The organism is Agrobacterium sp. ST15.16.024, from assembly GCF_027956545.1.
GTDB lineage: Bacteria > Pseudomonadota > Alphaproteobacteria > Rhizobiales > Rhizobiaceae > Agrobacterium > Agrobacterium cucumeris.
Window position 1 is genome coordinate 231,443 of sequence record NZ_JAQKGO010000001.1, and the last position, 25,580, is coordinate 257,022.

Annotated in this window: 25 protein-coding genes and 2 pseudogenes; 12 read left to right on the forward strand and 15 right to left on the reverse strand. The window is 58.7% G+C overall.

Translation table 11 applies throughout. The features are described from left to right. Positions 1-2 precede the first annotated feature (2 nt). The 8 genes from PL640_RS01150 to PL640_RS01185 form a co-directional block, all read right to left on the reverse strand. Positions 3-1,124 (reverse strand): imelysin family protein, encoded by a 1,122-nt coding sequence (locus tag PL640_RS01150; protein ID WP_271360573.1) that lies wholly within the window; start codon positions 1,122-1,124, stop codon positions 3-5. Continuing rightward, positions 1,124-2,647 (reverse strand): di-heme oxidoreductase family protein, encoded by a 1,524-nt coding sequence (locus PL640_RS01155; RefSeq protein WP_271360574.1) that lies wholly within the window; start codon positions 2,645-2,647, stop codon positions 1,124-1,126. Before PL640_RS01155 ends, PL640_RS01150 begins: the two co-directional genes overlap by 1 nt. Before the next feature lie 58 nt (positions 2,648-2,705). Beyond that, on the reverse strand, positions 2,706-3,983 hold the full coding sequence (locus tag PL640_RS01160) for an imelysin family protein (protein ID WP_271360575.1): 1,278 nt from the start codon (positions 3,981-3,983) through the stop codon (positions 2,706-2,708). A 155-nt stretch (positions 3,984-4,138) separates the two neighbouring features. Beyond that, on the reverse strand, positions 4,139-5,428 hold the full coding sequence (locus tag PL640_RS01165) for an RsmB/NOP family class I SAM-dependent RNA methyltransferase (protein WP_271360576.1): 1,290 nt from the start codon (positions 5,426-5,428) through the stop codon (positions 4,139-4,141). Between the two features lie 60 nt (positions 5,429-5,488). Then, positions 5,489-5,857: a septal ring lytic transglycosylase RlpA family protein gene (locus PL640_RS01170; protein ID WP_035219318.1), complete on the reverse strand. Its 369-nt coding sequence runs from the start codon at positions 5,855-5,857 to the stop codon at positions 5,489-5,491. Positions 5,858-6,284: 427 nt separating this feature from the next. Next, complete coding sequence (locus PL640_RS01175) at positions 6,285-7,157, reverse strand: SDR family oxidoreductase (RefSeq protein WP_271360577.1); 873 nt, start codon at positions 7,155-7,157, stop codon at positions 6,285-6,287. A 3-nt stretch (positions 7,158-7,160) separates the two neighbouring features. Further along, entirely contained in the window at positions 7,161-8,318 is a 1,158-nt protein-coding gene (gene queG, locus PL640_RS01180; RefSeq protein ID WP_271360578.1) for a tRNA epoxyqueuosine(34) reductase QueG, read from the reverse strand. 124 nt (positions 8,319-8,442) lie between these two features. Next, positions 8,443-9,135 (reverse strand): glutathione S-transferase family protein, encoded by a 693-nt coding sequence (locus PL640_RS01185; RefSeq protein ID WP_142840881.1) that lies wholly within the window; start codon positions 9,133-9,135, stop codon positions 8,443-8,445. A gap of 157 nt (positions 9,136-9,292) precedes the next feature. On the opposite strand from PL640_RS01185, the gene PL640_RS01190 reads away from it, so the two are divergent. Beyond that, a complete protein-coding gene (locus tag PL640_RS01190) occupies positions 9,293-10,099 on the forward strand; it encodes an undecaprenyl-diphosphate phosphatase (RefSeq protein WP_052820219.1) in 807 nt (268 codons plus the stop codon). 97 nt (positions 10,100-10,196) lie between these two features. On the opposite strand, the gene PL640_RS01195 is transcribed toward PL640_RS01190, so the two are convergent. From PL640_RS01195 to dnaN, 7 genes are all read right to left on the reverse strand, one after another. Then, positions 10,197-10,352 (reverse strand): hypothetical protein, encoded by a 156-nt coding sequence (locus PL640_RS01195; RefSeq protein WP_006310141.1) that lies wholly within the window; start codon positions 10,350-10,352, stop codon positions 10,197-10,199. A gap of 349 nt (positions 10,353-10,701) precedes the next feature. Beyond that, on the reverse strand, positions 10,702-11,682 hold the full coding sequence (locus PL640_RS01200; RefSeq protein ID WP_271360579.1) for a complex I NDUFA9 subunit family protein: 981 nt from the start codon (positions 11,680-11,682) through the stop codon (positions 10,702-10,704). Positions 11,683-11,802: 120 nt separating this feature from the next. Then, positions 11,803-12,090 carry a DUF1330 domain-containing protein gene (locus tag PL640_RS01205; RefSeq protein WP_142840885.1) on the reverse strand — a complete coding sequence of 96 codons (288 nt, stop codon included), beginning with the start codon at positions 12,088-12,090 and terminating at the stop codon, positions 11,803-11,805. A 17-nt stretch (positions 12,091-12,107) separates the two neighbouring features. Continuing rightward, positions 12,108-12,815, reverse strand: a complete 708-nt coding sequence (gene pyrF, locus PL640_RS01210; protein WP_046799272.1) for an orotidine-5'-phosphate decarboxylase — start codon at positions 12,813-12,815, stop codon at positions 12,108-12,110. A gap of 4 nt (positions 12,816-12,819) precedes the next feature. Next, positions 12,820-13,416 carry a histidine phosphatase family protein gene (locus tag PL640_RS01215; protein WP_271360580.1) on the reverse strand — a complete coding sequence of 199 codons (597 nt, stop codon included), beginning with the start codon at positions 13,414-13,416 and terminating at the stop codon, positions 12,820-12,822. Positions 13,417-13,511: 95 nt separating this feature from the next. Next, complete coding sequence (pmtA, locus tag PL640_RS01220) at positions 13,512-14,105, reverse strand: phospholipid N-methyltransferase PmtA (RefSeq protein ID WP_137085831.1); 594 nt, start codon at positions 14,103-14,105, stop codon at positions 13,512-13,514. Between the two features lie 195 nt (positions 14,106-14,300). Beyond that, positions 14,301-15,419, reverse strand: a complete 1,119-nt coding sequence (gene dnaN / locus PL640_RS01225) for a DNA polymerase III subunit beta (protein WP_046799275.1) — start codon at positions 15,417-15,419, stop codon at positions 14,301-14,303. Positions 15,420-15,687: 268 nt separating this feature from the next. On the opposite strand from dnaN, the gene rsmI reads away from it, so the two are divergent. The 11 genes and pseudogenes from rsmI to PL640_RS01275 all read left to right on the forward strand — a co-directional run bounded on the left by rsmI (position 15,688) and on the right by PL640_RS01275 (position 25,551). After that, positions 15,688-16,629, forward strand: coding sequence for a 16S rRNA (cytidine(1402)-2'-O)-methyltransferase (rsmI, locus tag PL640_RS01230; protein WP_137085833.1), 942 nt, complete (start codon positions 15,688-15,690; stop codon positions 16,627-16,629). Further along, positions 16,619-16,987: a YraN family protein gene (locus tag PL640_RS01235; RefSeq protein WP_271360581.1), complete on the forward strand. Its 369-nt coding sequence runs from the start codon at positions 16,619-16,621 to the stop codon at positions 16,985-16,987. Before rsmI ends, PL640_RS01235 begins: the two co-directional genes overlap by 11 nt. A gap of 35 nt (positions 16,988-17,022) precedes the next feature. Next, positions 17,023-17,160, forward strand: a pseudogene (locus PL640_RS25795) (maltose acetyltransferase domain-containing protein); the annotation flags it as partial. 225 nt (positions 17,161-17,385) lie between these two features. Next, a pseudogene (locus PL640_RS25800) lies at positions 17,386-17,550 on the forward strand (DapH/DapD/GlmU-related protein); the annotation flags it as partial. Positions 17,551-17,694: 144 nt separating this feature from the next. Beyond that, on the forward strand, positions 17,695-18,993 hold the full coding sequence (locus PL640_RS01245) for an extracellular solute-binding protein (RefSeq protein ID WP_046799279.1): 1,299 nt from the start codon (positions 17,695-17,697) through the stop codon (positions 18,991-18,993). A gap of 83 nt (positions 18,994-19,076) precedes the next feature. Further along, positions 19,077-20,045, forward strand: a complete 969-nt coding sequence (locus PL640_RS01250; RefSeq protein ID WP_271360583.1) for an ABC transporter permease subunit — start codon at positions 19,077-19,079, stop codon at positions 20,043-20,045. 11 nt (positions 20,046-20,056) lie between these two features. Beyond that, positions 20,057-20,899 (forward strand): sn-glycerol-3-phosphate ABC transporter permease UgpE, encoded by an 843-nt coding sequence (gene ugpE / locus PL640_RS01255; protein WP_142840892.1) that lies wholly within the window; start codon positions 20,057-20,059, stop codon positions 20,897-20,899. A gap of 10 nt (positions 20,900-20,909) precedes the next feature. Beyond that, the gene (locus tag PL640_RS01260; protein ID WP_271360584.1) at positions 20,910-22,010 is read left to right on the forward strand and encodes a sn-glycerol-3-phosphate import ATP-binding protein UgpC; all 1,101 of its coding nucleotides are present in this window, start codon (positions 20,910-20,912) and stop codon (positions 22,008-22,010) included. A gap of 110 nt (positions 22,011-22,120) precedes the next feature. Beyond that, a complete protein-coding gene (locus PL640_RS01265; RefSeq protein ID WP_271360585.1) occupies positions 22,121-22,633 on the forward strand; it encodes a cupin domain-containing protein in 513 nt (170 codons plus the stop codon). A 241-nt stretch (positions 22,634-22,874) separates the two neighbouring features. Next, a complete protein-coding gene (gene gshB / locus PL640_RS01270; protein WP_271360586.1) occupies positions 22,875-23,834 on the forward strand; it encodes a glutathione synthase in 960 nt (319 codons plus the stop codon). A gap of 184 nt (positions 23,835-24,018) precedes the next feature. Continuing rightward, positions 24,019-25,551, forward strand: coding sequence for a YifB family Mg chelatase-like AAA ATPase (locus PL640_RS01275; protein ID WP_271360587.1), 1,533 nt, complete (start codon positions 24,019-24,021; stop codon positions 25,549-25,551). The last annotated feature ends 29 nt before the right edge of the window (positions 25,552-25,580 follow it).

The window sequence follows — 25,580 nt, forward strand, 5'->3', positions numbered from 1 at the left end:
GCTCAGTCCCCGTCGGCGAAGGAAAAGCCGGAGCTGAGGCCGATGGCGCCGCCATATTGGTCATTCAGGCGATAGATCAGGTCTTTGCCGTTGAGGAGCAGATAATCCACCTTGGCGCGCTGATCATCCTTGTCCAGTGCCTTTTCGACATTCGTATCGATCGTTCCGGAAATGCGGATCATCGATTTGGCGATGAAGTCGATGGAATTGACGATGGAGCGCTGGTCGGGTGGCACGAGTTCGACCATATCGGCGGTGTGCAGCAGGGTCTGAACGGCCTTGATGTTTGCCGAGATGCTTTTCCACGTCAGGCCGGAGCGCCAGTAAATGGCGGTGCGTGGAAAACGCACCTTGTCCGGCCCCTTGTAGAAGGTTTCGATCCGTTGGTCGCGGATCGCCTCTGAGCCATGCACGAGAATGCCGAGCAAGGCAACCAGGGCCTCGCGCTCGTCTCGAAAGACGGGATTGTCCGGCCCCGGCTGGGTCCAGTTTTTTTGCGCGCCGTCAGGGGCGTTCCAGCTGTCGGAAAGCTCGGCCGCCACATTGGCGATATTGCCGGCGATGGCTGCGCCGAAGCGGCAGCGGAAATCGCCCTTTTTGTCGAGCAGTTCTTCCGCGCCAGTGCCGTAAAGCACGAATTCCAGCGCGCCAAGCCCCTGTGCCGCGACGCTCTTGCCCTTCAGGCCGTCGGCGCTGGTGACGCTTTCATCCTTTTCGGAGAGGTAACGCTGCACCTGTTTCAGTCCGAGGCCCTTTTTGTCGGGGTAATAAAGCACCCTTTCGAAACGGTTCTGCTCGATGACAGGACCGACCCGCACGATCTCGATGGTCGACCAGTTCGCCACGGTATCGGCAAAGGCCGCTTTGGCCGCCTCATCCGTTGTTTTGGAGGGCGCGGCGCAGAAGGCCTTCATGCTGCCTTCCAGCCTGCCTGCCGACTGCCGGAAGTGGTCATAACCGGGGCGGATGAAGCCGTTCACCGCCTTTTCCATAACGCTCCGCACCTGTGCGGGGTCGAGCGGCGGCGGCGGCATCAGTTCCACATCCTGTGCCATCGCCGGCTGATTGGTCAAAAGCAGCAGCACGGAAACAAGGCCGGATATTTTTCGCATGGCATTTTTCATCAAAGGGACTCCAGAAAAGCCAGCAAAGCCTGCCGGTCGGATTTTTGCAAGGCGGCAAAGGCATCGCGCGCTTTTTGCCCTTCACCACCGTGCCACAATATCGCTTCGGTCAGGCTGCGCGCCCGCCCGTCATGCAGGTAAAAACCGTTGCCATTGATGCTCTGCGTCAGGCCGATGCCCCAGAGCGGCTGGGTGCGCCACTGCCGCCCATTCGCCTCACCCACCTGCTGGCCATCGGCAAGCGCCTCTCCCATGTCATGCAAGAGGAAATCCGAATAGGGCCAGATCAGCTGGAAAGAATGCATCGGGTCGCTGGCATCGCGGCGGGTCACGAATTTCGGCGTGTGGCAGGCCGTGCAGCCGGAGGTGTAAAACAGCTGCTTGCCCTGCAGAACGGTCGCATCAGCGGCATTGCGCCGCTGCGGCACGGCGAGGTTTTCGGTGTAGAACGTCACGAGATCGAGAACCGGGTCAGGGGCTTCCACTGGCCCCAGCCGCGGCTGCACGCCGGTCGGCATGGCCAGACAGTCCTTCTGGGCATCTGTGCAATCGCCATAAGCGTTCGGCGCATCCGGTGTGGAGATGCCGATATCGTGGGAGAAGGCGCTGGCGCTCTGATCGCGCACGCTTGCATTCTGGGCTTTCCAGCCGAACCGTCCGAGTTTCACCTCGCCGGTGCGATGATCCCTGACCCATGCCGGACGCCCGGCGATACCATCGCCATTTTTGTCATCGGGGTCGGCTTTGGCCAGAATATCGGCCTCGCTGATCGCCTCGATCAGGCCAAGCCCGAGCGTGGGCATGGCGATCCGCGCCGAAAGTGTCGTGTCGGTGCCGAGCGGGCCGTAGTTGAGGTCCGCTACGGCATAGGTGGGCTTGCGCAGCATCACCATTTCGCCATCCGCAAGCCGAACCGGCGTTTCAATGTAGTTGATGACTGGCTTGCCCTCGGCGGCAAGGCCGGGGATGGCGAGGTTTTGAAGCTGGTGACCATAGGTCTCGTCGGGAAAACTCAGCAGCTCGTGGCGCGCAAGCGCGGCCCGTTCCGCTTCGTTTCGGGCCGGGCGGGCCAGCCGCAGGAACAGCGAGACGGCGTCTTCCCCGGCAAGAGGCGGGCGGCCCCTGCCGTCCTTCACATGGCAGGTCTGGCAGGACCGGGCATTATAAAGCGGTCCCAGCCCGTCCGATGCCTGGGTGGAGGAGGGAGAGGAGACCCAGAGCTTCTGGAACAGCGCATTGCCGAGCTTGAAATCCTGCTTCCGCTCGAAAGGCATGGTGGCGGAAGGATGCGAAAATGCGCCGCTGTCGGGTTTGTTGGTGCTGGTTGTCGCGCCACCGGACATGGCCTCGAAAGGCTCCGGTTTCGTAAAATCCGTTGTTGGCGCGGTCACGGCCTGAACACGGCTGCGGTCTTTCTCCGTCAGATCATCGCGCAACGGCGCGGCAAGCGTTGCCGATGCCAGAAGACAGGCTGCCCCGGCGAAGAAAAACGGCTTGCGGATCGGCAGCAGTGACAATTCCATGGAAATCAGGAGCGCATGGGAGAAACGGGCCGCAGTGCATTGCGGCCCGTCTTGCCGCTTATTTGAAGACGGCGTTCGGGTTATCGAGGCTGTCAGAGCCCTCGAGATCGATCTTGCCGAGATCGAGTGCGGCGATGACGCGTTCAACGGTCTTCGTCTGGTCGATGAGACCGTCGATGGCCGCCTGAACCACGGCATTGCCTTCCTTGTTGCCTTCGCCGATCATCTGGTCATAGGCTTCAACGGTCTGGGCGCGCTTTTCCATCGCATGCATGGCGTCGAGCGTCTTGCTCAGCTTCGCCGTCATTTCGTCGTTCAGCGCCTTGTCCTTGGCACCGACCAGTTCCGCCAGCGAGGCGCCGGTCATCTTCGTGCCGTCCACGCGGGTATATTCACCGGTATAGGCCGAAGCGATGCCGATGGCGTCGTTCAGATGCGAATTATAGGTGTTGTCGGAGAAGCAATCATGCTCCTCTTCCGGATCGTGCAGCAGAAGGCCGAGTTTCATGCGCTCGCCGGCCAGCTCGCCATAAGAAAGCGAACCCATGCCGGTGAGAATGGCGGTGAGGCCGGCTTTCGGATCGGCTTCCACCGTCTTCGTGGCTTCGCCTTCCGGCGCCCAGGCGTCCACCATCTCCTGGAGATCCTTGATCAGCAGGGTGGAGGCGGATTTCAGGTAATCGGCGCGACGGTCGCAATTGCCGTTGGTGCATTTTGCCTTGTCGTAGTCGGTATAGGGACGGTTGCCCGCGCCCGGTCCGGTGCCGTTCAGATCCTGGCCCCAGAGCAGGAATTCGATGGCGTGGTAACCGGTGGTCACATTGGCTTCGACATCACCCGCCTCGTGCAGGCTCTCGATCAGTTCAGGGGTGATCTTGGAGGCATCGACCTCTTCACCACTGATCTTGATCTTCGGATTGGCGATGAGGTTGGCGACGTAAAGTTCGTTCTCGTCGCTTTCCGTGCCGTAGGAACCGTCAACATAATCGATCAGGCCTTCATCCAGCGGCCAAGCATTCACCTTGCCTTCCCAATCGTCAACGATCGGGTTGCCGAAACGGTAGACTTCCGATTGCTGGTAGGGAACACGCGCCTTGATCCAGGCTTCGCGGGCGGCCTTCAGCGTCTCTTCGCTCGGCGTTGCGATCAACGCATCGATCGCCTTGTCCAGCGCCTTCGCCGTGGTCAGCGAATCCTCGTATTTCGCATGCGCGACATCGGCGTAATGCTTGACGACGGCAGCCGCGTCAGTGGCGGCCTGTGCAGGAAGCGCGGTGAAAGCCGCCGATGCGGCAAGAAGCGCGAAAGAGGCGCTGAGAATGGTTTTGCGGATCATGATCCCTCTCCTTGGGCAGGCGTGAAAAGACTTCACGCTGCGGCCAGCGAGTTCTGACCCAATCACAAACTTGTGTCAAATATTCTAGTTTAGAATGCTTTAAAACAAGATCGCGTGACATTTCCCAAGTAAAATCAGCGCGTGCAAATCGGCTTTTATGCTTTGCGTTTCATCAAGCAGAAGAAGAAACCGTCCGTATCTGTGGTTGCAGGCGTCAACGTCACTGTCTTTCCGTCGGAGGAATGAGGTTTGTTCGCATTTGCACCGAAAGTCGTCTGCCAGCGCTCCAGAGCAGAACCGATGACAAATTCGGGATTTTCCTCGCAGAAACGCCGGACCTGCTGTTCGTTTTCTTCAGGCAGAACGGAGCAGGTGACATAAAGCAACTCGCCACCCGGGCGCACAAAACCCTTGGCCTGCGACAGCGCTTCACCCTGCTGCTGCACGCGTTCTTCCAGATTTCGTGCCGTCAGCCGCCATTTGGTGTCGGGACGGCGGCGCCATGTGCCGGTGCCGGTGCAGGGCGCATCCACCAGAACGCGATCGAATTTTCCCTGGAAGGGCACAAGCCCGGCTGTACGATCATGGACCTGCACGTTGCGGGTGCCAGCCCGCTTCAGCCGCTCGATGATCGGCGCAAGCCGCTTGCGGTCGGCATCGAAGGCGTGAACCTGGCCTTTATTGTTCATGCTGGCGGCCATGGCGAGCGTCTTGCCGCCGCCACCGGCGCAATAATCGAGGATTTGTTCGCCCTCATGCGCGCCGGCGAGATCGGCAACGATTTGTGAGCCTTCGTCCTGCACCTCGAACCAGCCCTTCTGAAAGGAGAGTTCGGCGGTCACATTCGGCAGACGGGAGGGGCCTTCACCGGCAGGGATGCGAACACCCTGACGGGCGATACGCGTGGCTTCCGCGCCGCTTTCCTCAAGTGCCTTCAAAACTTTTTCGCGGGTTGCCTTCAGCGTGTTTGCGCGCAGGTCAAGGGTCGGCCGCTCATTCAGCGCCTGCGCTTCAGTGAGCCAGCTTTCGCCAAATGCCGTTTCGAAGGAAGATTGCACCCATTCGGGAACATCGCCCTGAATATGGGTCGGCGCGTCACCGAGAGAGCGGGAGAGAAAGGCCTGTTGCCTTTGTTCGTCTGGTGCGGCGGGGGCGAACTTGTCGCCATCGAATTCCGCCGCCAGTTCCGAGAAGCTTTTGCCCCATTGGCGCAGCAGCACGGCATAGCCAAGCGAGGCGGCGCTGTCATCATCCATCAGCCAGGCGTGCGACAGTTTCATGCGCAACGCGTCATAGACGATGTTGCCGATCGCGGCCCGGTCGCCGGAGCCTGCAAAACGATGGGCAAGCCCCCAGTCCTTCAATGCATCGGCGACAGGACGTTTGCGCCCTTCAATATCCGCCAATACTTCGATTGCTCCGGCCAAACGCCCGCCCAAACGCATTGTCTACCTCTTTTGCTGATAAGCCCGGTTGGTAGACGCGAATGGCGGCGAGGGCAAGGCTCAATCGGCCTTGACGATCTCGTAGCAGACCTTGGCAGTGCCGGAACTGATCATGCCGATGTTTTTGGCGGCAGCCTTGGAAAGATCGAGAACGCGACCCTTGATGAACGGACCGCGGTCATTGATGCGCACCACCACGGCCTTGCCGTTGCGCGCGTTGGTAACCTTGACCTTGGTGCCAAACCGCAGCGAGCGGTGAGCGGCGGTCAGGTTGGCGGCGTTCATACGCTCGCCCGAAGCAGTCTTGGAGGTCAACGCATACCACGATGCGCCTCCACAACCATTTGCCGCATTCGCCTGAAGAGGCGCGATGATGGAACAGGCGGCTATAGTTGCAGCGGTGAAAGTTATACGACGGATATTCAACAAACTGTACTTCCCTGAAAATCGGCCCCGCGCCGATTGATTGTGCCCTTGCTAAACGACCATGAACTGGCCTGAACGCCTTTTGATGCGAGATTGTAGGGCGAGGGAAAAATGGCGAAAAAAAGCTAAGCTCAAATCACGAAGTGTTACAGACTGTAACATTCGTGATCGTTAGCCGGAAAGGTGTCCGTGTGGTAGACGGATATAAAAATGGAAAAAATAACGCAGAATCAATGCGCAATCGAAATGCTGTTGCAAGTCACGGCTTCGTGAATCCACTTCACGAAACGTGAGTGAAATATTTTTCTAATTGCTATGATTTTAGTGAATTTTGTTTGGTTAATGAAGTCCTAATTGACCAAAATGCGACGAAAACCATCCTCAAAAGTGGGTTTGGAAGGATTTTTCATCGCTTTTAACGGCCTCGTCTTCAGCCTCGCCAGAGACCATTTTTCCACAACTGCGTCAGCGAGATCTTGTACTCCGGAAAGTCGAAATTAAAGCCGAGGCTGCGTATTTTGGCGTTGGAAACACGCTTGTTCTCGCCGTAGAAGGAGCGCGCCATAGGGGTCAGATCCGCGGTTTCGAATGCCTGTTCGGGCGGCGGCTCCACACCCATCAACGTCGCGGCGAAGCTCACGACATCCTGCGGCGGGCAGGGTTCGTCATCGGTGACATTGAAGATACCGCGTTCGTTCCTGCGTGCCAGAAAGGCAAGTGCCGCACCGATATCCTCGACCCGGATGCGATTGAACACCTGGTCTTTCTTGACCAGCCTTCGCGCTGTTCCCTTTTCGAAATTCATGAAGGCATTGCGTCCGGGGCCATAAATTCCGGACAGACGAAGGGTGACAAGCGGCAGATTTGCTTTTTCGGCAGCTGCCGTCCAGGCGGCTTCGGCGGCGACGCGCTCCACGGAACGGGCGGAAACCGGGCGGCAGGGGCTTTCCTCATCCACCCAGGCGCCATCATGATCGCCATAAACGCCGACGGTGGAAAGATAAGCCACCCACTCCAGCTTCGGCAGGAACCGTTTCAGATCGCTGCCCAGCAACGCCAGCAGCGGATCGCCTTGCCCGCCGGGCGCGATGGACTGGACGAGATGTGTGATATTGCCCATCGCGGCGATGAGATCGTCATTGAAACGAACACCGTCAAAAAGGAACGGTGTCATGCCTGCGGCTTCGAGGATCGGGAACTTATTCTCACTGCGCGTCGTACCGGAAATAGTACCAACCGCGGATCTCAGCGCATTTGCGATGGCTTTTCCCGAATATCCCGCGCCGAAAATCATCACATGCATGCGTCACGCCTCTGCCAATTGCCATTCCATTTCCGCCTCCGGATCAGTCTCCGGGGCGCGGCTGGCAGAGTATGTACGGAATTCTTCCCTGTCCATAAGCCGTGACAAAGCCCATGCGGCCATACCGCGCACCTCCGGCGAGGGATCGCTTTCGGCAAGTGCCTTGCATCGTTCCACGAATTGCCGGTCGGCGGAGTTTCCCGCTGCGATCAGCACGTTGCGGATAAACCGGTTGCGGCCGATGCGTTTGACCGGGGAACCGCTGAAAAAACTGCGGAAGGCGGCATCGTCGAGCGTCAGCAGGAAAGAAATGGAAGGTTCCTTCAGATCCTCGCGCGCCTGCAATTTCATCTCGGAGGCGCTCGCCGCAAACTTGTTCCACGGACACGCAGCGAGGCAATCGTCGCAGCCATAGATGCGGTTGCCAATCATCGGCCGGAATTCGTGCGGGATAGGCCCCTTGTGCTCAATGGTGAGATAGGAGATGCAGCGGCGTGCATCGAGCTGATAGGGGGCCGGAAAAGCGGCCGTCGGACAGGCATCGAGACAGGCGCGGCAGGAACCGCAATGGTCCTTCTCCGCCTCATCAAGACAGAGCTCGGCGGTGGTGAACATGCTGCCGAGAAACAGCCAGGAACCGTGGGTGCGGCTGACGAGGTTGGTGTGTTTGCCCTGCCAGCCAAGCCCGGCGGCGGCGGCAAGCGGCTTTTCCATGACCGGCGCGGTATCGACAAAGACCTTCACGTCCTCGCCTGCACGTGCGGCAAAGCGGGTGGCAATCTCTTTCAACCGCCCTTTGATAATGTCGTGATAATCGCGATTGCGGGCATAGACCGAAATGGCTGCCTTGTCCGGTTTCGAAAGAATACCGCGCGGGTCCTCCTCCGGGCCATAATTGAGGCCGAACATGACGATGGAGCGCACGTCGCCCCACAGCGTTTTTGGTTGGGCCCGGCGAGCCTCCGTTTCCTCCATCCACGCCATGGTGCCGTGGTAACCCTTGTCGAGAAACAGCCTCAGCCGTTCCGGCGCCAGTGGAATGCTGTCCGGCGCGGTAATGCGACACAGATCGAAGCCGAGCGAAAGCGCCTCCTGACGAACGAAGTCCGTCAGCTTTTGGGCGCGTATCTGCTGTTTGTCGCTGGCGACGTCGATGGCCATGTCTCCCGAGGGTTATTCTGCGGCATATATAGTGCAAGTCGCCCGAAAGTGTGCAGCGGTTTCGGGACAATGACATGCTTTAAATACAGCCGCACGCCGCAGCAAATAACCGGGAGACCGTACTTTAGAAATCCAGATCGGCGTAGTGGGAGGAGGGCGCAAGGCGCGGAATGCGTTCGCTCAGGAACGGTCGGAAAGACGGACGGGATTTCAGCCGCTGATACCATTCCTTGGCAATCGGCGCCTCGAGCCAGTTGATTTCACCAAGATAGTCCAGCACCGAAACACCGGCTGCGGCGGCAAGGTCTGCATAGCTCAACCGATCGCCGGCAAGCCATGTGCGCGAACCGGCCAGCCACTCCAGATATTTGATGTGCTGGCGGATATTGTTGCGGGCAGTGCGCAACAGCTTGGAATCCGGCGGCCCGCCACCCTGCGCGGTCGTCATCTGCAATTTATAAACCCGCTCCCGCACCAGCGGCCGGGTTACGTCATTTTCCATCTTCTGCAGAAACCACTCGGTCAGGCGGCGGATTTCCGCCCGCTGAAACGGGTCTTCTGCCAGAAGTCGCCTGTCGCGCTTCAAAACCCCATGCGTTTCGTCAAGAAACTCGGCAAGCACATAAGGCCCGCTTAGCGAGCGCATATTGTCATCCAGATAGACCGGCAGGGTGCCGGCCGGATTGAGCGCCAGAAACTCCCGTCGTCTTTCCCACGGCTGCTCTTCCACGAGATCGGTCTGGAACCCGTATTCTGCGAGGATCAGACGAACGAACCGGGATGCGGTCGACATCGGAGAATGATAGAGAGTTGGCATCGGTACTCAATTTTTACGATTGGTTGTCATGATCGGCATTTGCCGGAAAACTTTTTCAGTTTCGCTTCATCAAGACGCTATAAGAGCTTGGCTACTTTAAAACAAGTTTAACGCAATTGCTTTCCATTGCCGCTTTCCCCTGAAAAAAGGATACCTCATGGGTGACCAATCGATCATCAGCGCGCTTCTGCTGGGCATTATCGAGGGTCTGACGGAGTTTATTCCCGTTTCCTCAACGGCGCATGTGCTGCTGGCCGGGCATTTCCTCGGCTTCAAATCACCCGGCAACACCTTTGCCGTCCTTATCCAGCTCGGCGCTATCCTCGCTATCCTTCTTGTTTATTTTCAAAAGCTTGTGTCGATCGCACTCGCTTTGCCGACCAGCGCCAAGGCGCGCCGCTTCGTGCTGGCCGTCGCGCTTGCCTTCCTGCCGGCGGCGGTGATCGGTGCGCTGGCGCATGACTTCATCAAGACGGTGCTGTTCGAAACACCGATGCTGATTTGTGTCGTCCTTATTATCGGCGGCGTCATATTGCTTGCCGTCGACCGCATGCCGTTAAAACCGAAATATACCGACATCATGGATTATCCGCCGTCGCTCGCCTTCAAGATCGGCCTGTTCCAGTGCCTTGCGATGATCCCCGGCACATCGCGCTCGGGTGCTACCATTGTCGGCTCGCTACTGATGGGTACGGACAAGCGCTCTGCCGCCGAATTTTCGTTCTTCCTGGCGATGCCGACCATGCTTGGCGCTTTCACCCTCGATCTCTACAAGAACCGCGATGCGCTGAGCTTTGATGACGGCGCGCTGATTGCCGTGGGTTTCATCGCGGCGTTCGTTTCCGGCCTGTTTGTCGTGCGCTCGCTGCTGGACTTCGTCTCGCGGCGTGGTTTTGCGCCTTTCGCCTGGTGGCGCATCGTCATCGGTTCTCTGGGGCTGATCGCACTTCTGGTTTTTGGTTAAGCCAGTGAACGCCGGCCGTCTTGAATGTCCGGCCTGAAAACGAAAAAGCGCCCCGGAAAACCGGAGGCGCTTTTTCTTTGAAGCTTTTAGAGGCTGATCAGTTGGCGCTGATCGAAGCCGTCGCGCAGGGATCGACGCCGTAAGCGGGAGCGCAACCGCTCTTGCCCGCCGCAACCGTTCCCGGCGCCATGAAAGAACCCGCCAGAACCACCAAAGCCGCACACGCAAAAAAGAGTGCGATAGATCTGCCCATTTTATGATTGCCTTTCAGACGTTCGTTCGTGCGGATCATGCCGCCGTGTGTGAATTGAGGGTCCGGGATATGTTTGGAATGTGGCCAATATCAATAAAGGAGCTTGCTGAATACCGGGTTAATGCGAAGTCTTTTCCACAGTTGCGCTTGTGCCACGCTTACGTGTTGCGGCCAGATTGCCGTTAACTTTTACCCGGCTTTGCAACGCCGTCCCTGTTGATGCTGCACCTCCCCTTCAGTTGAGGGAGAAATGCGCAAGTAGCGGTTTGGTTGCAATTCAATCGCGCAAAAACAAAAAGCGGGAATGGCTCCCGCTTCCGTTCAGAATGGCGATGCCTGAAGTGCAGCTTCAGGCGGCTTTTCCGGCGTTGGAGAACTGACCATGTGTGCGGTACTGCACCATGTAGGAGGGCAGAACCGAAGCGACACGAACTGGATTGATGCCGATGCCTTCGAGTGTCAGGCCGTTCTTTTCCGCCTCGCTGGAAACGACATTGTCCTTTTTCAGCATTGTCACCTGATCGGCGGTCAACGGCGGCGTGATGAGCGGGACCAGTGAAGCGATCTTGCCGATCATCGAGGCGACGCCAAAAGGCAGATTGATGAAAGGACGCTGGCGATAAGTGGCCGCAAGAACTGCCTCGAGACAGTCACGGAACGTCATCACGTCCTGACCGCCGAGTTCATAGATAGCGCCGGGCTTCAGCTTGCCATCGACGCTGCGGGCGACGGCTTCGGCGACATCCTCGACATAAACAGGCTGGAATTTGGTTTTTCCACCGCCGATCAAGGGCAGGAAAGGCAGGCTGCGGGCCATCTTGGCGAATTTGTTGAAGAAATCGTCTTCCGGTCCGAAAATGATCGACGGACGCAGGATCACCGCGCCGGGCAGAACGGAATGAATGGCGGCTTCGGCGCGGCCCTTGGTGCGGCCATAGCCGGTCTGCGAATTTGCTTCCGCTCTGATGGCGGAGATATGCGTCAGCGTCGCGCCGGCGTCGCGGGCGGCTTCGGCAATCGCTTTGGCGCCGAATTCCTGCACGGCGTCAAAGGTGTTGCGGCCGCTTTCGGTCAGGATGCCGACGCAATTGACCACATGGTCTGCATCTTCAACGGCTTTGATGATGGAGTCGCGATAACGCAGGTTCGCCTGGGCAAAGGAAATCTGGCCGACATTGCCGAGCGGCTGCAGGAAACCGGCAAGATCCGGGCGACGCACGGCAACACGGATGCGATAACCGCGCCGGGCAAGCATTCTCACGACATGCCGCCCGACAAAACCCGAACCGCCGAAAACGGTGACGAGGGGTGGAAGGTTGGCCAAGGTCATGGGAGGCTCCTCAGAAGCTGTCGATAAAGCGTTTTTCAGTCTCTTAGCCCAAAGCCGCGCGCAGGTGAAGAGATGTTATCGCGCGGCAGGGGCAGGCTTTGGAAATGCGGTTGACGAGCGTCAAATTCCTTCGACGATCAGCATCTCCGCATCAGCGACTTCCTGACGGATTTTGGCCGCGGCCTGATACTCCGGCGAATTATAACAGTCGATGGCATGTTGTACGGAGGGGAACTCGATGACGACGTTACGTCCGCGTGCTTTGCCTTCCAGTTCGGTCAATGCGCCGCCACGGGCCAGAAAATTGGCGCCAAACCGCTCGAATGCGGGCTTTGCTGTCGTGACATAGTCCTTGTAACGCTCATTGTCGCGCACATCGACGCGGGCGATCCAATATCCCTTTGCCATTTCATCTCCTCCTGTCGTTACTGATTGGCCGGAAAGCTGGCGCGCAGCATGTCATCAAGAATGGCGCGGGCTGCCGCCTTCGGGTCTTCCGCCCTAACGATCGGACGGGCGACGACCAGATGGCTCGAGCCGGCCTTGATGGCGTCGTAAGGCGTCATCACCCGCTTCTGATCGCCGAGATCCGCACCGGCCGGGCGAATGCCGGGGGTGACAACGGCAAGGTCCGGACCGAGAATTTCCCGCACGGCGGTCGATTCCTCGGCCGAACAGACGATGCCGCCCATACCAGCCTCGCGCGCCTGTTGCGCCCGACGTAGCACCAGCGAACGGGCATCCGAGGCGTAACCGGCTTCCGCCAGATCGCTGTCGTCCATCGAGGTCAGCACGGTGACGCCGAGCAGGCAGAGGCCGGAGCCTTCGGCCGCCTTGACTGCAGCACGCATGGCTTTCGGATAGGCGTGCAGGGTCAGCATCGACATGCCCATGCGGGCGATGTTTTCGACACCGGAGGCAACGGTATTGTCAATATCGAGCAGCTTCATGTCGAGAAAGACCTTCTTGCCGCTCTGAACAAGGTCACGCGCAAATTCGAGACCGCCTGCGAATACCAGCTGATAACCGATCTTGTAGAACAGAACCTCGTCGCCGATCTTCGACACGATGTCTTCGGCCTGCTGCACAGTCGGAACATCCAGCCCGACGATGAGTTTTTCGCGCGCGGTCATTGTCTTATCCCTGCCATGTTTCCATTGCCGTCCAGTCGCATGTGGGGGACGCGGCTGCAAGTGAAAACTCGGCGGTGGAAAAGCGGAAAAGATTGCCGCCGCCCGGTGGCTGGTCCTTGGAGCGGCTGATACCGCGGCCTTCAATATGGCATTTCAACAGCGTACCCACGCCGCCATGGCCGACAAAGGCGATGGGCTGCTGTGGTTCGTGCCTGTCGAGAACAGCTTTGACGGCGCTGACGATCCGTGCCTGCGCGTCGATCGCCCTTTCCCAACCGCGAAAACTCTCGTCAGGATGGGCGAAGAACCAGTCCGCCGCCTTTTCGAATTCCGACGGCGGGAGGAAGCCGGTGGCGGACCGGTCGTTTTCATGCATTGTTTCGATAATCTCTATCGCCGCACCGGAGGTTTCGGCGAGGATACGGGCGGTTTCGATCGCCTTGGTTTCGGCGCTGGAAACGATGCGCCGCAATGCCCGCGCCCAGGGGAGGCGACTTGCCTCCCGCGTCCGCTCGACACCCCTGTCCGAAAGCCCCCAATCGGGAACGGGAACCATCGGATCGATCTTGACCTGGGGATGGGTGATGTAAAGCGCGTGCATGAAACCGATCCTCAAAGGCATTGGAAAGGGCAAACCAACACCCTAACCATCCGTCACGACCGGGAAATGACGGTCTTAGCCATTCTGCCGAATGGTCAGGCCCGCGTATAGGTCCACAATTGTGCCGGCGGAATATTGCGCACGATGAAATCGAAATGGCGGATGTGGTAAAGATGCGGTTGCGCGACGATCGGGGAAATCGGACCGTAGGATATCTGCACCACGGGGCGGCCATGCGGCACGCGCTTCAGCAATTCGTCAAGAAGCTTGATACGGGCGGCCATTGGGAAATTCAGCATCGGCACGGCGGAAATGACGCTGTCGAACATCTGGTCCTTGTGTTCACCGAGCGTCGCATCGAGATCGAAGGCATCGCCATTGACGAAATTGACGCCGGGGTAGCTCCGGAGCAGCTGATTGTAGAAATCGGTTGAATATTCGATGGCCGTCAGGCTTTCCGGCTTGATGCCGCGCGCCAGAATGGCCTTGGTGATGACACCCGTGCCCGGGCCGAGTTCGAGAACCGGCAGGCCGGAATGGGGATTGATGACGCTCGCCATTTTCTTCGCCGTGATCGACGATGTCGGGACAATGGCGCCGACTTTTTTCGGCTGGCTGACCATGCCCTTGAAAAAGCGGATTTCTTCCTCAAATTTCTGCTCAAGGCGTTGCTTCAGGTTAAGTGCCATAATTCCCCTCGGATACATTTTTGGTCATTGTCAAAAAACGGTTACGCACTGTTGATCTCATTTGGCGCAAAAACAAGGCAAAATGTCGTAACTGGAAAAATTCGCTTATCGCTTGAAACGAGCAGCAGCCGAATCAAAAACGCCGGTGAAGCGATCCACCGGCGTTTTTGATTGAATTGGCAAAAAAACAGCCGTTTAAACGCGCATCGGCATCAGAACATAGAGTGCATCATCGCCGGCGGTGTCGCGAACGAGCGTCGGTGATCCGGCATCCGCCAGCAGAAAAATCGCATCCTCGCCGGAAAGCTGCGACGTGATATCGAGGAGATATTTGGCATTGAAGCCGATTTCCATCGAATCATTGTCGTAACCAACGGCCACTTCTTCGGTAGCACTTCCCGAGTCGGGATTGTTGACGGTCAGCGTCAACTGGCCGTCAGTTAGCGCCAGCTTCACGGCGCGGCCGCGCTCGGACGAAATTGTCGAAACACGGTCCACAGCCCGCGCGAAGGTCTGGCAATCGACGCGCATTTCCTTGTCGTTGCCGGTCGGGATGACGCGCTGATAATCCGGGAAGGTGCCGTCGATGAGCTTCGAGGTCAAAACCACCGAACCGATGGTCAGACGGATTTTGGCGTCCGAGACTTCGGCGGTGACTTCCAGTTCCGGATTGTCCATCAGCTTCTGCAATTCGCCGACGGTCTTGCGCGGAATGATGATGCCCGGCATGCCTTCGGAACCGGAAGGAGCATCCACATCGGCGCGCGCCAGACGGTGACCGTCCGTCGCGACAGCGCGCAGCTTCAGGTCGCCGCCGCTTTCGATGGTGTGGAAGAAGATGCCGTTCAGGTAATAACGCGTCTCTTCGGTCGAAATCGCAAATTGCGTGCGGTCGATCAGCATCTTCAGATCGGTCGCCTTGAGCTTGAAAGTATGGCTGAAGGTACCAGCTGTCAGGTCAGGGAAATCGGTTTCCGGCAGGCATTGCAGCGAAAATTTCGAACGGCCGGAGGCAACCGTCATGGTGGAGCCATCAGGATTGGTGGCCAGAAGCACCTCGGAACCGTCAGGCAGCTTGCGCACGATTTCATAAAGCAGGTGCGCCGGCACGGTGGTGGCGCCCGCCTGTTCCACCATGGCCGGTGTTGCTTCGGTGATTTCGAGGTCGAGGTCGGTCGCCTTCATGTCCAGATTGGCGCCGGATGCGCGAAGCAGGACGTTGGACAGGATCGGGATCGTGTTACGACGCTCGACAACCCTGTGCACGTGGTTCAGCGATTTAAGAAGGTTCGACCGCTCAAGAGTAATACGCATGGACGCTACCGCTTTCAACCGTTGCGAACCGGCCACCGCCGGATCGGCAAGAAGAGTCTTGACCGGCAAAAAAGCCGGATAATGTGGACGGGCAAAATGGCAGAGTTATTGCAGAAAATGCAAGAGCCGAGTGCGTCTGCCTCGGCTCATTTTGCTGCTATACAGCATGATCCACAGGATGGAGCCGTCCATGGACCTTGTTCGCCGGTTTTCTATTGCCCATAAAGGAGGGAAAACCGGAGCGACCGGCCGGCAATAATCGGCCAGAATGATTGGAAGCCGTGTGACGGAAGAACTATCGAACAGCGATGCCAGACAGGCAACAAGGGAATTCAGGATCGGGACGGCCACCATTCCGGCACGACCGCTGGAGCCGGCACTTTATCTCGTGGCCACCCCCATCGGCAATCTCGGCGATATTACCATCCGCGCGCTGGAGACGCTGGCCTCTGCCGATGTTCTCGCCTGCGAGGATACCCGCGTCACCCGTATCCTGCTTGAACGCTACGGCATTCGCACGCGTCCGCTCGCCTACCACGAGCACAATGCGAACGAAGCGGGGCCGAAGCTCATCGCCGCCCTGGAAGCCGGAAAATCCGTGGCATTGGTATCGGATGCCGGAACGCCGCTCGTTTCCGATCCCGGTTATCGTCTTGGTCAGCTGGCACTGGAAGCGGGCCATCGCGTCGTGCCGGTGCCGGGCGCATCTGCGCCGCTTGCCGCCCTTGTCGGATCGGGCATGCCGAGCGATGCCTTTCTGTTTGCGGGTTTCCTGCCGGTGAAGGATCGCGGCAAGCGCGATCGGTTTGCCGAACTTGCGAAAATCCCCGCTACCTTGATCTTTTTTGAATCGCCGCGCCGCATCGGCACCACCGTCAAGGTGGCGTCGGAAGTGCTTGGCCGCGACCGGCGCGCCGTGGTGTGCCGCGAGTTGACCAAGACTTTCGAGGAATTCCGGCGCGGCACGCTGAGCGAGCTTGCCGATTATTATGACGAGGATCGCGTGGTGAAGGGCGAGATCGTACTTCTGATCGAGCCGCCCTCCTATGACGAAATTCCCGATATCGAGGATGTCGAAAAGCTCCTTAAGGATCTGGTCGCGACCATGCCTGCCGCCAAGGCCGCGGGCGAGGCATCGAAACTGACCGGCCTGCCACGCAAGGAGCTTTATCAACGGCTGCTGGACATGAAGGACAGGGATGGCGGCTGACGCGCAAAGGAACAGAAGACGCAAGGCCGAGCGGCGCGGCCGCACGGCGGAATATTGGGCCGCACTCTATCTGCTGGCGAAGGGATATCGCATCCTCGCCATTCGTTATCGTACCCGGCTGGGGGAAATCGACCTCATCGCCCGCAAGCGGGATGTCGTTGCCATCATCGAGGTCAAGGCGCGATCTTCCGGGCTGGGGGCTATCGATGCGGTCGGTTTCCATTCGCAGCAGCGCATCCGGGCAGCCGCCGATCTCTGGCTCTCCCGTCGCGGGGATGCTGGGCGGTTTTCGCTGCGCTTCGATATCGTCGCCATCCTGCCGCGCCGGCTGCCGCAGCATTTCATCGACGCGTTCTGAGGGGAGGGAAGGCAATGTCCACCGAGCGGGAAAAAATGGCCGCGGGCGAATGGTACAGCTGCATGGATGCCGAGCTGGATGGGCTGCGCTGGCGCGCCCGCCGGGCCGTTCACCAGCACAATACCGCGCTGCCGGATGAGCGCGGAGCCATGGCACCGCTGCTGCACGCCCTCTTCGCCTCTGTCGCGGAAGGCGCATTTATCGAAGCCCCGTTTCATTGCGCTTATGGCTTCAACATCACGCTGGGCAGGAATGTCTATCTTAACGCCAGCTGCGTCATTCTCGATTCCGCCAGGGTGGTGATCGGCGATGGGGCAATGCTCGGCCCCGCCGTGCAGATCTATTGTGCTGAACACCATCTGGACCCGGTTCCGCGCGCGCAAGGCGTTGAAATCGCAAAGCCGGTGACAATCGGCCGTGATGTCTGGATCGGCGGCGGCGCAATCCTGTTGGCCGGCGTAACCATTGGTGATGGGGCGATTGTCGGTGCTGGTTCGGTGGTGACGCGGGATGTGCCGCCCGGCGCGACGGTGGTGGGAAATCCGGCCCGGCCGATAAAGCGCAAGGACGCCTGAGACATCCATTTTTGAAAGAACGGAGTTCATTAACAGGCGCCGTAACAAATCTGACATGAAACTGTTAAAGAGGCGTCATGGAACCCCTCTATTCGCATCCTCATCCCAATAAATGGTGGAGAGGATTTAGTAATGTTGAAGAAGATTTCCATGGCCGCAGTGGCGGTCAGCATTTCGGCAACGTCTTCCATGGCTGCGACCAACATCACCTGGTGGCACGGTATGGGCGGCCGTAACGGCGAAGTCATCAACGAAGTTTCCCAGAAGTTCAACGAAGCCCAGAAGGAATGCGCTCTGACGCCGGTTTCCAAGGGTTCTTACGAAGAAGCCCTGGCCAGCGGCATCGCCGCCTTCCGTTCCGGCGAACAGCCGAACATCCTCCAGGTTTTCGATGCCGGCGCTGCCACCATCATCAACGCCAAGGGCGCGGTCATTCCTGCGGAAGACCTCATCAACAAGGCCGGTTACAAGTTCGACCGCGAAGCCTTTATCAACGGCGTGCGTTATTTCTACGCTGCAGCTGACGGCAAGTTCGTCGGCATGCCGTTTAACTCCTCCGCTCCGATCATGTATGTCAACGACGAAGCCCTGAAAAAGGCCGGCGTCGAAGCACCGAAGACCTGGGAAGAGTTCGAGCAGGTTGCGCCGAAGCTGAAAGAAGCCGGTTACATCCCGCTCGTTCAGTCGCAGCTGACCTGGCAGTTCACGGAGAACTTCTTCTCCCGCAACAACATCCAGTTCGCCACCAACAATAACGGCTACGACAGTGTCACCGACACCAAGCTGAAGCTTACCGATCCGAACCTCGTCATGATGTTCGACAAGCTGAAGGACTGGAAGGACAAGGGCCTGTTCGCCTATTACGGCGCCGGCTGGAACGACAACCAGAAGCCGTTTGAAGAAGGCAAGGTTGCTTTCTGGATCGGTTCTTCCGGTTCGTTCGGTGGCCTGCAGAAGACGGCAACCATGCCGTTCTCGGCAACCTTCCTTCCCTACTGGGGCTCCATCAAGGGCGCTGGCACCAACTCCTTCATCGGCGGCGCTGCCCTCTTCGCAATGTCCGGCAAGTCCGAAGCCGAAAACAAGTGCGTGGCTGACTTCTTCCAGTTCCTGACCTCGCCGGAAATCCAGGTCTTCTACCACAAGGCCACCGGTTACGTCGCCATCACCAAGGCCGCTTACGAAAAGGCCAAGGCTGAAGGCTTCTACAAGGAAAAGCCGGTCGCCGAAGTCGGCATCCAGCAGCTGTCGCTGCCGGGCGGCGAATGGTCCAAGGGTTATCGCCTCGGCTTCTACCCGCAGATCCGCGCCGTCATGGAACGCGAATATAACCGCATCTTCTCCGGCGAAGTCACGCCGAAGGACGCCTTCGACATCATCGAGAAGGAAGGCAACGACCTTCTGGCCCGTTTCGCCAAGACGGCCGGCTGATCGATCTTTTCGAAACCAATGATCGTTGTCGAGCCTCCTTTCCGACGGAAGGGAGGCTCGCTTCTGGATAAGGAGGCGCAAGCGTGGCCTATACATCGTCTCAACCGCGCCGGTTTTTATCCGGCTGGTCCGCAAAGGCTGGAAAACCCGCCAAGGCCGCTGAAGCCGGCATGAAGCGCGTACAGTTCTCCTCGTCCTTCGTGCCCTATCTGTTTCTGGCGCCGCAGCTCGCGGTGATTTTCATCTTTTTCTACTGGCCGTCCGCTCAGGCCATTCAGTCCTCGTTTTATCTCGAAGACCCTTTCGGGTTCGGGGCGTCATTCGTGGGCTTCGCCAATTATTCGGACGCGATATTCAATCCGGAATATCTCAACATTGCCAAGTTCACGGTCGTTTTCACTGTTCTGGTGACCTTCTTTTCACTGGCGCTCGGCCTTTTACTGGCCGTCAAGGCGGATGCGGTCATTCGCGGCAGTTCGACCTACAAGACATTGCTGATCTCCGTTTACGCCATCGCGCCGCCAGTCGCGGGCCTCATCGGCATGATGTTTTTCGACCAGCATATCGGCCCCTTCGTCAAGATGGCGGCGTTTTTCGGCTGGGACATGAAGGTCGGCCTCAATTACTTCGACACGGCCTTTGCCATGGTCGTCGTCGCCGTGTGGAAGCAGATTCCTTATAATTTCATCTTCTTCCTGTCTGGCCTGCAAGGCGTGTCCGTCGCTGTGCGTGAGGCCGCCGCCATTGATTGCCGCTCTGGCTTTCGCCGGTTCTGGACGGTCATCATGCCGCTTCTGGCGCCCACCGCCTTCTTCCTGCTGATCATCAACATCACATATTCCCTGTTCGACACGTTCGGCGTCATCGACGTGATGGTGAAGGACAAGGCGGCCAATAACCCGATCACGCTGGTCTACAAGGTGTTTCTCGATGGTTTCCGCGGCAATGACATCGGCGGTTCTTCTGCCCAGTCCGTCATTCTGATGCTGGTCGTCTTCGTCCTCACCATCATCCAGTTCCGCTTCATCGAGAAGCGCATCCATTACAATTGAGGGAAAAGACGATGTACAAGACAAAACCCCTCGACCATCTGGTGCTGATAGCAGGCGCGCTGTTCCTGATATTGCCTGTTGTCGTGGCTTTCATGACCTCGACACATACGGCGGCGGAAATCCATCGCAGCGGCCTGGCGATCATTCCGGGCGACAATTTCGTCGAAACCTATGAAAAGGTCCTGACCCAGAAGGGCGGCTTCACCGGGCAGATCACCGGCCTCAACATGGTGCTCAATTCGCTGATCCTCGGCATTGGTTTTGCCGTTGGCAAGATCGTCCTGTCGATGACGGCGGCCTATGCGATCGTCTATTTCCGCTTCCGCTTTGCCACACTCGCCTTCTGGATCATTTTTACGACGCTGCTCCTGCCGCTCGAAGTGCGCATCATGCCGTCCTACGAGGTGATGAGCAAACTTGGCCTCTTGAACTCCTATACCGGCTTGATCGTGCCGCTTCTAGCGTCTGCAACGGGCACCTTCTATTTTCGGCAGTTCTTCAAATCCATTCCGGAAGAATTGCTGGAGGCCGCCCGTATCGACGGGGCAGGGCCGTTCAAATTCTTCATCGATGTCATCATCCCGCTGTCGCGCACCATGATGGCGGCGATCTTCATCATCATGTTCGTTTATGGCTGGAACCAGTATCTCTGGCCGATGCTGATGACGACGGATGAGAGTTTCTTCACCCTGATGCGCGGCATCAAGTCGATCCTGCAGGTCTGGGTTGGTTCGCAAATTCCCGATTACAACGAAGCTTTCGCGCTCGCCGTTCTGGCCATGCTGCCGCCGGTGCTGATCGTCATCGTATTCCAGCGCTGGTTCATCAAGGGCCTCACCGAGAGCGATAAATAAGGAGACCGAAATGGCCGCTATAGAAATCAGTCAGGTCTGCAAGGATTATCATGGCGGCGTGCGCGCCGTGCATCACGTCGATATCGACATCAGGGATGGTGAGTTCATCGTTCTCGTCGGCCCCTCCGGCTGCGGAAAGTCCACGCTCCTGCGCATGGTTGCCGGGCTTGAGGACATCTCCGAAGGCACGGTGAAGATCGGCGACCGGGTGGTCAACCAGGCTGATCCCGCCGACCGCGATATTGCCATGGTGTTCCAGAATTACGCGCTTTATCCGCATATGTCGGTGCGCCAGAATCTGGAATATGGGCTGAAGAACCGCAAGACGCCGAAGGCGGAGATCGATGCGCGTGTGGCTGAAGCCGCCCGTATGCTGCAGCTCGAACCCTATCTGGATCGCAAACCGCGCGCCCTTTCCGGCGGCCAGCGGCAGCGTGTCGCCATGGGCCGTGCCATCGTTCGCAAACCGGCTGCCTTCCTGTTCGATGAGCCTCTGTCGAACCTTGATGCCAAGCTGCGCGTTTCCATGCGCGGTGAAATCAAGCGCCTGCAAAAACGCCTCGGCACCACCTCCATCTATGTCACCCATGATCAGCTTGAGGCCATGACGCTGGCTGATCGTCTGGTAGTGCTGAATGGCGGCCGCATCGAACAGATCGGCGCGCCGCTTGATGTCTATCACACCCCCGCCTCCACCTTCGTCGCCAGCTTCATCGGCTCTCCCGCCATGAACCTGCTGAATGCGGAACTGCATGGCGATAGCCTCGCCATCGGTCCGTCACTGTTTGCACTGAACGGTTTTGCCCCCGCTTCGGGGTCGGTGACGGTGGGCATGCGGGCGGAGGATTTCCGCATTGCCGCGGCGGGCGAGCAGGGCCTTGCGCTGCGCGTCGATTATATCGAGGAGCTGGGTTCGCAGCGCCTTGTGCATGGCATGATCGGCGACCAGAACCTGACAGTGGCTTTCCCGCCGGATGTCGAGGTTCCGGCCGCGTTGTCGGTGACGATAGCACCGGAAAAACTGCACTTTTTCTCCAACGAAACCGGCAAGCGCATCGCCGGCAAGGCGGAACAGGTTCAGATACAGCCCGCTCAGCTGGCAACGGCCTGATCACGTCGGAAGAAATCGGCGCGATGACTAAAATTGCGCCGATTGTCAAAACCGCTTTGTTACGATCCCGATGATAGAAGACCTCCAATATTTCACGGGGGTTTTCTCATATGTCGTTCAAAATGATGTTCGCGGCGGCTGCAACCATGGCGATCCGCACGATGCCAATATTGCCGGCCTATCTGCGCGGAGCAAAAGACGAGGCCGTTGTCAGCGCATCCTGCACCGATCTGCGACTTCAGCCAGCCCCCATCAATCCTGACTGGATCATCTCCGGCGATCCCCAGGCGCGCGCGGCCGATCATTCCCGAAGCGGTGACCGCGCGTCCAGCACCGCCATGTGGGATTGCACGGCCGGTGAATTCCGCTGGTTCTTCGGCTGGGATGAAACCGTCTATATTCTGGAAGGCGAGGTGCATGTGACGGCCGAAGACGGTTCGGTCAGCATCCTGCGGGTTGGCGACGTCGCCTATTTCCGGGCGGGAACATGGGCCACCTGGCGGGTGGATGACTATGTCCGAAAGGTCGCCTTCATGCGTCGTCCATTCCCCCGGGCGCTGGCGCTGGCCTATCGCGTCAAGAACAAGCTGTTTTCCGGCAGTTCCTACAAGCTGGCGGCCTGAAACGGTAAAACAATTCAAACGACGGGGCCTTCCGGCGCCGTCGGGGGAATTGTGAAGCTTCAATAAAACTCACACAAAGCACCGCTTGCAGCAGTTGCGTTTGAATGGTCGCTGCCCTACATCTTCAGGGTTTTCTGAAGCACTTCCGGGTCTCTCCCGGGTTTGCCGGGAAGCTTGAAAAGACGGGACAATGGGCATTGTGGGCCGCAGGGCATCCCTATGCTGCAAGAGGAACATGCGCATGGCGAAGATCAAGAACGTCGCGATCCAGATGGATCATGTCTCCGGCATCAACATTGCCGGTGATTCCACTTTCGCCATGAGCCTTGAGGCGCAGGCGCGCGGATACCGGCTGTTCCACTATACGCCAGACCGTCTTTCCATGCGTGACGGCAAGATTTACGCCACCGTCGAGCAGATGGAGTTGCGCGACATAAAGGGTGACCATTTCTCGCTGTCGGAACCGGAGCGCGTTGATCTTTCGACCATGGATGTCATCCATCTGCGTCAGGATCCGCCATTCGACATGGCCTATATCACCTCCACCCATCTGCTGGAGCGTATTCATCCCAGGACGCTTGTTGTCAATGACCCCGCCTGGGTGCGTAACTCGCCCGAAAAGATTTTCGTCACCGAATTCGCCGATCTGATGCCGAAGACCTTGATCACCAAGGACGTGGCCGAGATCGCCCGGTTCCGCAATGAAATGGGCGATATCATCCTCAAGCCGCTTTATGGCAATGGCGGTGCGGGTGTCTTCCATTCGGCGCGTGACGACCGCAATTTCTCCTCGCTGCTGGAAATGTTCGGCCAGATGTTTCGTGAGCCCTACATCGCCCAGGAATATCTGCCTGACGTCCGCAAGGGCGACAAGCGCATCCTTTTGGTCGATGGCGAGCCGGTGGGCGCAATCAACCGCGTACCGGCAGAAAACGATGCCCGCTCCAACATGCATGCCGGTGGCCGGCCGGAGCCGACGGAACTAACGGCGCGCGAGAAGGAAATTTGCCGCCGCATTGGTCCCGCCCTGCGCGAGCGTGGTTTCCTATTTGTTGGTATCGATGTGATCGGCGATTATCTCACGGAGATCAACGTCACCTCACCGACCGGCATTCGTGAAGTGCAGAAATTCGGCGGGGCCGATGTGGCAAGCCTGTTGTGGGACGCCATCGAGAAAAAGCGCGAAACTCAGGATTTCTGAGGCGATTTCCGATCGAACTCCATTTGTTCCGTGGGTGCAACTAGACACAACTAAAATACATCGCCCGCGTGAGATTGTTCACCGGATGTTCTTGTTTTATTCTTTGCCTTATGGCACGTTGCTTGCGGGTGGCCGCCACAGGGCATGAAGCTCTGATGTCGCGGCCGGTTTGCGGGGGCAGGCCATGGTGGCGAAGGTCAATACGGTTGCATTTCAGGGCATAGAGGGCGTGCCCGTCGAGGTGCAGGTCATGGTCGCACCCGGAAAGGTCGGCATCCAGATCGTCGGCCTGCCGGACAAGGCGGTGGCTGAAAGCCGGGAGCGGGTGCAGGCGGCACTACATGCTTCGGGTCTGGCGCTTCCGGCAAAAAAGGTGACCGTCAATCTCGCGCCTGCCGATCTGCCAAAGGAAGGCTCGCATTTCGATCTTCCCATTGCTCTGGGGCTCATGGCCACTTTGGGCGCCATACCGGCAGAGGCGCTCGGCCAATATGTGGTTCTCGGCGAACTTAATCTCGATGGCACCATCGGCATGGTCTCTGGCGCGCTGCCGGCGGCCATCGGCGCCAACGCTCTAGGCAAGGGCCTGATCTGCCCGGCTGAAAGCGGTCCGGAGGCGGCCTGGGCCGGTGCCGGCATCGATATCCTTGCCCCGCGCAGCCTCATAGCGCTTGCCAATCATTTTCGCGGCACGCAGCTGCTTTCGCGCCCCGTGCCCGCCATCCGGACCAGTCCGGTCAATCTGCCCGATCTGGCGGATATCAAGGGGCAGGAAAGCGCCAGACGTGCGCTGGAAGTGGCAGCGGCTGGTGGCCATAATCTGCTGATGGTCGGTCCACCCGGCTCCGGCAAATCCATGCTTGCCGCGCGCCTGCCGTCCATCCTGCCACCGCTTGAGGCGGCAGAGCTGCTGGAAGTGTCCATGGTTCATTCCATCGCTGGCCAATTGTCGGGCGGCAAGCTTTCAGACCGCAGGCCGTTCCGCACACCGCATCATTCCGCCACCATGGCGGCTTTGATTGGCGGCGGATTGCGCGCCAGACCGGGCGAGGCTTCACTTGCCCATCACGGCATTCTTTTTCTGGATGAATTCCCGGAATTTTCACCGCAGGTGCTGGATGCTTTGCGCCAGCCGCTGGAGACGGGTGAATGTATCATCGCGCGGGCCAATCACCGCGTCAGCTATCCGGCGCAAATCCAGCTCGTGGCGGCAATGAACCCCTGCCGCTGCGGCATGGCAGGAGAGCCGGGCTTCACCTGCGCCAGAGGTCCGCGTTGCGTGACCGATTATCAGGGCCGCATTTCCGGTCCGCTGATGGACCGTATCGATATCCGTATTGATGTTCCTGCCGTTTCCGCAACTGATCTCATCCGCCCCGTCGCGTCCGAGCCGAGCGCGGTGGTTGCCGCCCGTGTCGCCAATGCCCGCCTCGCCCAGCAGGAGCGTTATGCGGCGGCGGGGTTTCCTGCCATCCGTACCAATGCCCGCTGCACGACGACCCTGATCGAAAAATATGCCGAACCGGATGCCTCCGGGCTGCAATTGTTGCGCGATGCCGCCGAACGGCTGAAGTTTTCCGCTCGTGGTTATCATCGTATTCTGAAGGTCGCGCGAACATTGGCCGACCTGGACGGCAAACAAACGGTCGGCCGCATCCATGTGGCGGAAGCCGTGTCCTATCGTATCGCGGGTGAGAGGTTGCCGACAGCGGCTTAGAGCTGCGCTGGCGCGTTTTTTTTGGAAGA